The organism is Thermoplasmata archaeon (genome assembly GCA_038851035.1).
GTDB lineage: Archaea > Thermoplasmatota > DTKX01 > VGTL01 > VGTL01 > JAWCLH01.
In genome coordinates this window covers 1-9,940 of sequence record JAWCLH010000047.1, presented here as the reverse complement: position 1 = coordinate 9,940, position 9,940 = coordinate 1, and the positions used below count along the sequence as shown (strand labels likewise).

The 9,940-nt window shown below is 61.2% G+C and carries 6 protein-coding genes; all 6 read left to right on the top strand.

What is annotated here, in order from left to right; genetic code table 11:
• The first annotated feature begins 431 nt into the window (after positions 1 to 431).
• The 6 genes from QW379_10335 (at position 432) to QW379_10310 (ending at position 9,208) form a co-directional block, all read left to right on the top strand.
• Complete coding sequence (locus QW379_10335; GenBank protein MEM2870792.1) at positions 432 to 671, top strand: hypothetical protein; 240 nt, start codon at positions 432 to 434, stop codon at positions 669 to 671.
• 16 nt (positions 672 to 687) lie between these two features.
• Complete coding sequence (locus tag QW379_10330; GenBank protein MEM2870791.1) at positions 688 to 1,233, top strand: ubiquitin-conjugating enzyme E2; 546 nt, start codon at positions 688 to 690, stop codon at positions 1,231 to 1,233.
• 10 nt (positions 1,234 to 1,243) lie between these two features.
• Positions 1,244 to 1,903 (top strand): HAD-IB family phosphatase, encoded by a 660-nt coding sequence (locus QW379_10325; protein ID MEM2870790.1) that lies wholly within the window; start codon positions 1,244 to 1,246, stop codon positions 1,901 to 1,903.
• A gap of 13 nt (positions 1,904 to 1,916) precedes the next feature.
• Positions 1,917 to 2,933, top strand: coding sequence for a ThiF family adenylyltransferase (locus QW379_10320; protein MEM2870789.1), 1,017 nt, complete (start codon positions 1,917 to 1,919; stop codon positions 2,931 to 2,933).
• Positions 2,934 to 3,042: 109 nt separating this feature from the next.
• Complete coding sequence (locus QW379_10315) at positions 3,043 to 4,638, top strand: hypothetical protein (protein ID MEM2870788.1); 1,596 nt, start codon at positions 3,043 to 3,045, stop codon at positions 4,636 to 4,638.
• A gap of 193 nt (positions 4,639 to 4,831) precedes the next feature.
• On the top strand, positions 4,832 to 9,208 hold the full coding sequence (locus tag QW379_10310; GenBank protein MEM2870787.1) for a right-handed parallel beta-helix repeat-containing protein: 4,377 nt from the start codon (positions 4,832 to 4,834) through the stop codon (positions 9,206 to 9,208).
• The last annotated feature ends 732 nt before the right edge of the window (positions 9,209 to 9,940 follow it).

Sequence of the window (9,940 nt, the reverse complement as noted above, 5' to 3'; positions counted from 1 at the left end):
CATGGCCCTGAGTTTATGTGCTGCATTCTCGATGTCCATGTTCTCGACCGCCGCGAACGCGATAACCCGGATGATTTCCCGGTCGTTGTACTCGGCATTCGGTCTTTAGGGAACCGGATTGTCCGGACCAGTTCATCGACAAGATTATGTACTACCCTGACCCTTGGGTAATTGCAGGGCTTTGCGTTCATGTTATATCAAGATCCGTAAGGCCCTGCCACGCGATTAACCTTTCTCTCGGTCGCCAGGGGTTGGCCGACTAAGTGGCAGTATTATCTATCACGAGCCTGCGTTGGAACTCGGCCCCCGAGGCTTTGCACGGGCCGTCTGCCATTCCGGTTCTGGCGATGAGAAAGCTCCCGAACACGATGGCGGCAGGGAAAGGTATATAGCTATATTCGCACTATTCCATCTGCGCCGAAAGTGGAGGAATGTGCCTGAGGGTGACTGTGCGTGACGCGGACACCGGAACCAAGGTCGAGATGGACCTCGAACCGCACAACACCATCGAGGAGATCATTGAGAGCGCCGCCAGCTACTGGGAGAAAGAGGTCGGGGCTTACGTGCTTCGGCACGGAGGGACAATTCTGAGGGGGCAGGTGCCGCTCTCGCAGTCCACCATCAGGGAGGGCGACGTTCTCGAGCTCATCCCCGACCCCGAGGGTGGATAGGCGCGGGGGTGGGCTGATGCCCAGGCTTCCCCCGGACATCCTGCAGAAAAGGCTTCGCACGGAGCTCAAGATGTGCAGGGAGGAGCTGCCGCGCTATACTTTTGATGTCTCGGACGAGACCTTCAGCAGCTTTCCCGTGACGATTCGGGTCACGATGCGCGGCGTTCCGGGGCCCGTCTGGAGGAACGGGCGGGTCACCACGTCCTCCACCCACAGATTCACGATGAAGGTGACGGACGAATACCCCTACAAGAAACCGATAATCATCTGGGAGACGGACATATTCCACCCGAATATAATGACGCCGGAGGACGGCGGCTTCGTCTGCACCAAACTCCTGGACGAGTGGAGCTTCGGAGCCAACCTACTCCTATTCATCCAGGCCCTCGAGACGCTGCTCTCCAATCCCAATTGCGACAACGCCTACATCTCGGACAGCTGCGTGAGGGCAGCGAAGCACTTCGCAAAAAACCCCTACAGACCCCCTGCTATTATCAAGGAGAAATCGGTTCTGCACAAGCCCCGCATAGTCTCCGCTTCAAAAGCCCAGGAGAAGAAGTAGGAGGCGCGGGATGGTCTCAGGAATCAAGCTGGTAATCTTCGACTGTGATGGGGTTCTCGCGGACACGGACAGTTCTTGGGAATTCGTGCACAGGGCGTTCGGTACGGACAACACCTCTTCCCTCGTCGCCTACCTGAACGGTGAGATAGACGATGCCGAGTTCATAAAGAGGGACGTTAGACTTTGGCTGGAGAGGGAGGGCAGGGTTCATATCTCGCGAATTAGGAAAATTCTCGATGGGGTACCCCTGATACCGGGAGCTAAGGAGGCGGTACAGAGGCTGAAGAAGAGCGGCGTCAGGACGGCTATAGTCAGCGCGGGTATAGAGACGCTGACCGGAAGGGTCGCTAGAGAATGCGGCGTGGATATGAATCTCTCCAACTCCTTGGAGACGGACCACGAGGGATTTCTCACGGGCGAGGGTGTGGTGGTGGTGCCGCTACGTGACAAGGGCTCCGTGGTCAGGAGAATTCTAAAGGACCTGGGACTGGAGAGGGCCGAGTGCGCCGCCGTCGGGGACAGCTCCCTTGATGGCCCGATGTTCGACGAGGTCGGGCTGAGAATCGCCTTCAACCCAGCCGACCGGTGGGTGGCGGGGAGGGCGGATGTGGTAATATATAAGAAGGACCTGAGGGAAGTGCTAAAGTACATTATCCCGAAGGATGCTTAAGAAAGGAAAAAAAATGAGCGGGGCCCGCTACTCACGCCAGGAGATTCTGCCGCAACTCGGTGCGGAGGGCCAGAAAAGGCTGGGGGCATCGAGTGTTCTGGTTGTGGGCGCCGGCGGAACTGGCGGCACGGTGGCGCAGCTTTTGGTCCGGGCGGGCGTGGGGAAAATCACGGTGATTGACAGGGATGTGGTCGAGGAGAGCAACCTCCACCGCCAGCTCCTGTACGAGGAGGGGGACGTCGGCGCGCCCAAGGCCCTACTAGCGGCGGAGCGCCTGAGGGCCATCAACAGCGGAGTGGATGTCGAGGGTCTGGCCGAGGACTTCTCTCCCGCCAATGCGGAAGCGCTCGTCAGGGCCTCGGATATCGCGATGGACGGGACGGACAACCTCGAGACGCGCTACCTGCTCAACGACGCCTGCGTGAAGCTCGGAAGGCCGTGGGTTTACGTTGGTGCGGTGGGGACCTACGGAATGGTCTCGCTCTTCGATGCGCAGGGGGGCCCGTGCTTCCGCTGCCTGCTCCCCTCCATGCCCTCGGCGGGGACCGTTCCGACATGCGCCACCGCGGGCGTCTTGAACACGGCCCCGGTCGCGATGGGCGCGCTAGCGGCGACGGAGGCCATCAAGTATCTGGCCGGGGACATGGCCCCGAGAGGCTTGCTCCTCCTAGACCTATGGACAGGTGAGAGGCACGAGATAAAGTTAGAGAAGAGGCCCGACTGCCCCTGCTGCGGCAGGCGGAGGTTCGACTTCCTTGAGAGTACCCTAAGGACCGGCGCCACGGTTCTCTGCGGCTCGGAGAGCGTCCAGCTGGTTCCTCCCGAAAAGACCTCCCTCGACCTCGAGAGAATTGCGGATTCCCTGCGACGGCTCCCGGAGGTGGAGCTTCGGCAGGCCAAGCCCATGTGGCTCGTCTTCAATACTGGGCTGTACAGAGTGACTGTGTTCAGGAACGGGCGGGTCATGATATCAGGGACCGGGGATGAAAAGACGGCGAGGGCGATTTACTCGAAGTACATCGGGAACTGAGGAGGATGGGGCGGGGGCGCTCTGCGAATTAGGACAGGTGCGGTCAGGCGAGGCGGGAAGACGCGAGCGCGGAAAGCCTTTTCTACCGCAAGCCTTATAGCACTTATTGGTGAAAAAACCCCAGCACTTCAGAATTCGCTCGGCGGCCCGCTCCGCTTCAAAGGCCCAGGAGCAGTTGCTCATCCAGAGGGCTGAGAGGCTCCTGAAGAACCCGGACTTGGCCTTCCCTGAGTGCGCGGGCTCTTGCTGGTTCTGCGTTTTCAAAAAGGGGAGGCGCAGCGTGGAGAAGGTGAGGAGATACGCCGAGGACGAGAAGAAGCTCGAGGCTCTCGCGGAGCGAGGCGACGACTTCGCCAAGGCCTACGCCGGTCTTATGCTGATTCGGAAGAAAGGTCGCGCGCCCTACCTCTTCGCGGTCAAGACACCGTTCGGCCCCGTGGCCTATGCCCTGCGCGGAACCGCCAGAAAAGAGAGGCTGATCGGGATGCAGAACTTCGACCACCCTAAGGCAAGGCTCATCGGCGTGATGGACCTAGTGAGGTCGAAGGGGCTTCATATCTATTCCTTTCAGGACAAAATGGTATGCACGGGGAAGTCTCCGACTCCCCCCGAAGAGTTCGTTGACTACGCAATCGGACAGCTCAGGCTCAATCTGGCGAGGTCGGGCAGGGAGTTCCTCTGCCGCCACCTGCTGGAATCGAAAGCGGAGAGGCGAAGGGTCCCACCGCCCCATTTGGAAATCTCATGGCTTCCCGCCAGGGTGAAGCTGCGGGTGTGCGAGAGATGCTCCAGACCCGGCGAGAACTCCCTCCTGACCCTCCTGACGCTGATGGCCATCCACGCGCCACGACTCCACTTCAGAATCAGCCCCCGAGGCGGCTTCGAGTGCGAGGGCTCTTGCGGGGAGTGCCGCGTCCCGGCGGTTGAGCTCGATAAAGAAACGCGGGAGGACTACCTCCACGGCAAACTTGGGGATAGAGAGCTCATAGAGCGTCAGACGCTGAAGGGACTGAAGCTTCTCAGGGAGGGCGGGGAGGGTCTGTACATCCTTGGAAAAAGGTGCTTCGGTGGAAACAGGGACGCGTTCATAAAGGCCCTCAACCCCACGGAGGAGGAGAGAGTTGGGCTGGAGGCGATACTGCGGGAGATCAAGGGGCCGGTGGTCGTTGAGGGCGAGACCGCCGCCAAGGTGCTCGAGTCGTTCTGGGAGAAGTACGGGGAGAGGGCGATGGAGGCGGTGTGCGGGGACACGGAGGTGGCGAGGAGGCTTTTCAGAGATTCCAACGCAACGAGGGTCCCCCCGTCCAAGCTACTGAAAGACGCGATTGCAGCTGTGAGACAGAAGGAGGTTATCTCTAAGCTCCCCATGTACGGAAAGCTGCCGGAGGTGGCAAGGTTCGCCAACGAGATGGCCAGAATCTACATCACCAGAGGCCCGGAGGAGACCGCGCGCGCCATTGAACGATACAAGACCGAAGACAGTAGCGTCAAATCCACCGCCTATGCCTTTCTTATTGCAATGGGGATGCAGGCGAGCAAGGAGTGGCAATACATGGTGCACGAGGTGGAGTTCGCCAAGTACCTTCTTCCATACGTTAAGAAGCTACTTAGTGCGGGACCGGAGGATTACCATAGCTGCCTCCAGGCGCTCCTCTCGGCGACCGGGTCGACCGAGCTCATCCGGCTGCCGGATAAAAATGAGTAGACCGGGCAGCCATTCGGTCGCCTCCAACTGCTCTGCGGCCCGCTAAGTTCTATTCCAAGTTCGATTCTGCTCGGGAGCCGGAACCCACACGACGACCGCTGGCGCATTCGGCACGATTAGAAACAACGATTAGAAATAGCTCCAAAAAATATTTTACTTCACCCATCAATATATTAATTTAGAGGCCCTCGGGATGCGCACCAGAAAGGCTGCTTCCGCAGTGCTGTGCAGCCTCCTTTTCATTCCCGGATTTATTCCGGCCGCCCTCGCCACGAATGACCCCCCTCCGGGCGGCGGAACGGTCACGGGGGACTGGACCGTTACCGACACACGCAGCTACAGCGGGGTCACGATAAACTGCAATGGCAATCTGATTGTGTCGGGCAGCGGCAACCTGACCCTGGATGGCGTGACTTTGAACATCAGAAGCACGGCCTCCAACATCTACGGAATAGAGGTTCGAAGTGGCGGAAAGCTTTACCTGAAGGGCGGCACGCAGGTCTCCAACGGAGGGGGAAACGCACAATTCCGCTTCGTCATTCAATCCGGAGCCATGGTTCGATTTCACAACATTACAGTATCCCGCTGTGGAGTCATGGGGCCGGGCACAGGACGCGGGGTCTACATCGCCTCGGATGATGTCGTCATAGAGAACTCAACAATCAGGAACGGCTATGAGGGGGTCCATATCGAATATGCCAGCCCCAAAATACTAAACACCACCGTCCACGACCAAGACTACTACGCCATATACGTCAACCATGGCTTCCCCACCGTGGACGGTTGCACCATCTACAACTGCGGCCACTACGGGGGTGCACCGGCCATTCTCGTGGAGAACTCCAACTCCTCCTCTGCTGTCTGCCGAATATCGAACTGCACGATTCGCGACAATGAGCATGGCGTTTACTTCAATCTGGACAGCCCCGGAGTGCTGGAGAACTGCACCATCCTCGGCCAAACATTCAGGGGTGTCTGGGTGCGGCAGAGCAGGGCGCTGGTCAGGGGCAACAACATAACCCGCAACAAAGAATTTGGAATCTTTCTCGAGGAGTCCAGCTCGACGATAGAGGGCAACAGCATAACCTACAACGGCCAGAGCTCCCAGCCAGCCGCTGGAGTGTATGTGTACCTGACAAGCAACCCGTTGATTCAGGACAACTACATTGCCCTCAACAACGACACCGGAATCACCGTCCGGGCCTACTGCGCTCCCGTGGTAAAGAACAATGTGATTGCACAGAACACCAACCGCGGCATCAGGCTGGACCACGCCGGCCCCGCCCTGATCACCGGGAACAACATAACCTTTAACTACGACGGCCTCTACTGCGATGGCGTCTCGGGCGCCGGAATCGAGCGGAATGTGATATGGTCGAACGGCAACGACGGCCTGCACGCGCAGGGCTCCTCGAGCCTCAGCTTTGAAGGCAACAACGTCACTGGCTCCGGGATGTGCGGCGTCCACGCCACCGGCCCCGTCTCCCTGACCATCGCCAACTCCACCTTCTCCGGCCTCAACCAGTTCGGCGTTTCGGCCGAGAACGGCGCCTCTGCGCTCATTGTGAACTGCAACTTCTCGGACGAGTACAGGGAGGCCATAAAGGCCGATGCAACCTCGACGTTGGACTGGGTTGTGGACTCTCGCGCAGCCATTGACGGCGACGACGCGGTCCTGAGGGGGAATCTCACTGTACGGCCTGGCGGGAGGTTGCTACTGCGTGACTCACTTTTCCAGGTCGGCTCGAGCGGGGCAGTCAGGAGGGCGGTCCTGGTGGATGCGGGGGGCGAGCTTGAACTCGAGTGCTGCAACCTGACGGCGCTCGACCCGGGGCACAATTACCGCTTCAGCTGCGCTGGTGTGCTAAGGTCTGCGAATTCGAGCATCGGAGGGGCCGGCTGGGACTGGGGGACCGACGGGGAGACCGCCGGCGTTTACATCGCAGGGGCCGCCGAGTTCACCTACTCTACCATCACTGCGAGCTTCTGCGGGCTTGTCCTCAGAAGCGGCTCCGCGATTGTCGAGGGCACGAGAATTCAGGGGTGCGAGGCCTGCGCGGTCGACGCGAGGAGGGGGGTGCTGGAGATGCGCAACAGCACCATATCCGGCAACTCTCAGCACCTAATTCAGCTAGACCTTTCATCGAGGGCCGAGCTTCTCAACACAACCTTTGACGCCGGTCGCACCCTCCTGAAGGACGGCGCGAGCGTGCTTAACGTCTCATGGTTCGCATCCGGAGAGGTCAGGTGGAGCACCGGCTCGCCCGTGCCCGGTGCCACTCTAACCCTCCGGAGCGCGCAGGGCGCCACGGTCTTCTCGGGCGAGACCGACGAACTCGGGAGGGCGGGGCCTTTCGGGGTTCAGGAGTTCTCCCTCACTTCGGCATCGAAGACATCCTTCACGCCCCACACCGTGAGGGCCGTGAAGGGTGGCCTGAGCGCCCAAGAGGAGGTGAGGATAGACCACTCCCTAAGCTTCGGCCTGACCCTCGTCGACCCAACCCCGCCAGAGCTCGAGATATCCTCGCCGGAGGAGGGCGCTTATCTGAACATGACCGTCGTGGAATTCAGGGGCAGGGCCTCTGACCCCGAGTCGGGTGTTTTGAGGGTCGAGGTCTCTTGGAATAACCTGACCTGGGATGAGGCGGACACTGGCGACGGCTTCGCCACCTGGAACCACACATTCGAGCTCAACGAGATGGCGTACACTCTGAGGGCAAGGGCCATCAACTCCGCAGGCCTCACCTCGTCCGCCCAGGTCAACATCACGATTCGAACCGCGCTCCCAATCCTTGTTGTCGAGAGTCCGAGAGAGGGTCTTCTGACCAACCTGACGCCCCTGCCGGTCACGGGAAGGACTTCTGTTGATGCGGTTGTGAGCGTCCAATGTGGGGGCTGTGAAACGCTCGCGCAGAATTTCGGAGGCCGGTTCTCGGCACTCGTACCCCTCCAGGAGGGGCTGAACTGCCTGGTGGTGAGCTCCCGCGATCCCGCGGGTAATACAAATTCGACTATGCGCAACGTAACACTGGACACCATTCCCCCCTACATAAATCTCGCGCTGCCTCGGGTTTCCTACACGAGTAATCAGTCCATAGAGGTGACGGGGACCACGGATGCCGCCTCCGTCACCGTCAACGGGATGGTGGCGACCCTCGAGAATGGCAAATTTAAGAAAACCGTGATTCTGAACTCTGGGCCCGGCACGACCAACACGTCGATAGAAATCATTGCGCAGGACGCTGCAGGTAATACAAATCGCACGGTCATGTACGTTATCCGTGACCTTCTACAGCCCCCCCTGACAATAGACCATCCCCCCCTGGCCCTTACGCTGACCAACCAGACCACGATATGGCTCAATGGCTCCACAGAGCCCGGGGCGCAAGTCACCCTCAACGACAAGCCCATACCAGTCGATTCGAGAGGCTTCTTCTCAGTTCTGGTCGAGCTCGTCGAGGGGGAGAATGTGCTCATAGTAGTTGCGACGGACGCCGCCGGCAACGCCCGCAGCCTCCAGAGGACGGTTCACCGGGACACCGTGTCACCGCCTCTAGAAATCACCTCGCCGCTCGATGGTCTCCACACCTTTAATAGCTCCGTGGACGTGATCGGGGCCACCGAGCCGGGCACAAGTGTTGTCGTGAACGGGAAGCCGGTCACGGTCGGGGCCAGCGGGAGCTTCTCCCTCACAGGACTCTCCTTAGCGCTCGGAGCGAATGACATCACAGTCTCGGCATCTGACCCTGCTGGGAATACTGTCGTGAAGCGGCTCACGGTCTTCCGGGACGAGCTCCCGCTGCCGCCGCCGCCCCAGCCCCCCGAGCCCGGCCCGAAGAGGGAGCTTGACCTCTACCTTCCCTATATCCTCATTCTCGTCATCGTCCTTGGAGGTGTCGGGGCCGCGGCCTGGATGCTCGCGGGCTACAGGAGATCCGTGCGCCGGGCACAGCGGATGCAGGCCGGCGCGGGGACCCGGGGGGGGCCCGGAGGGGCTCCCGGACGGGCAGGGGCGCCGGCTGGAAGGCCCCAGAGCGCCGACGAGCTCTATGCGAAGGACTACGCCGCAAGGAGGAGAGCGAGGTCGGCCCCTCCGGCCGCGCCCGTGAGCTGGGAGCAGGCCGCGCCCGCCCGGGAGCCCGGGTTTCCAGTAGAGCCGGAGGCTGGCGTGGAGGGGGGAAGCTGGCGCGGGCCCGCAGGAGGGGAGGCGGGGGGGACATGGTCAGGGCCCGCGGCAGGGGAGCAGGAGGGGACGTGGTCCGGAACCGGGGCGGGGCGGGAGGGGGGGACCTGGCCCGAGGCTCTGGCGGGGGCGCGGGAGGAGGTCAGCTGGGACAGGGGCGCGGAGGCCCCGGGAGCCGCCGGGCGCGGCGGAGCCGTTCAGGAGACCGCGCGGGTTGTGGAGCATGAAGAGGCGGGTGGCGCCGAGGAGACCCCTGTCCCGTACGGCGCTCCGGAGGAGGGGCCGGAGGCATCCGCACCCGGCAGGGCCGCCCGGGCGAAGGTCGACGAGGACATCGACGAGCTCCTGAAGAGGTTCAGGGAGGTCGGGGTGAAGGGGGGCAGGTAAGACTTTGTAGCCCCTTTCAGAAGCCCCCTCAGCCCGTCTGCGTGCAGGTTCCCTCGCAACTCGCGCGGGACAGCGCGCGGGTGGTGCAGTTGCATACGCAATTGATGCGGGCCGACGCGCAAACGGCGCGATCAGAGCCGCAAATTGTGCTTGGCCAATCGCAAATTGTCCTGACGCCCCCGCAAGTTGCGCTCGTGGATGTGCAAACGGTCCTGGCCCGGACATGGTCAAGAATGGTCCCCTTGCAGAAGAGGATGGGGGCGGGATCGCGGCATAATATCAAATATTTATGCAGGGAACCCGGCGGGCCCTCTCCAGCAAGCGCGCCGGATGCCCGGGAGCCGTAGGGAGGGCTTCCGTCCTCGTGCCGGCGGAGCCCACTATCATAAGAGTGATACGTTGAAATAGGGTGTAGATTATTTATACCTTGACCATTCGAGCGCCCACGTGCGCAGCCCTCCTCCCGGAGGCGCTCGAAAGCCGCCCGGAGGCCTCATCCGCCGTCGGAGGACGGGGCGGGCAGAAGCGCGGCAATGGGCAAAAAGGGGCTCGAGAGGGGGCGGAAAGCGGGGGGCGCTCGAAAATGGCCTGAAGCCACCGATAGCGGCCAAGGCGCCGCCGTAGCAAAGCCTATCCAGGAGAACAAGGGTTGCCACTTCATACTTCTCTGCCCTTCTTCTCTTCTCTTCCTCTCTCGTAGCAAAGCCTGTCCAGGAGAACAAGGGTTGCCAC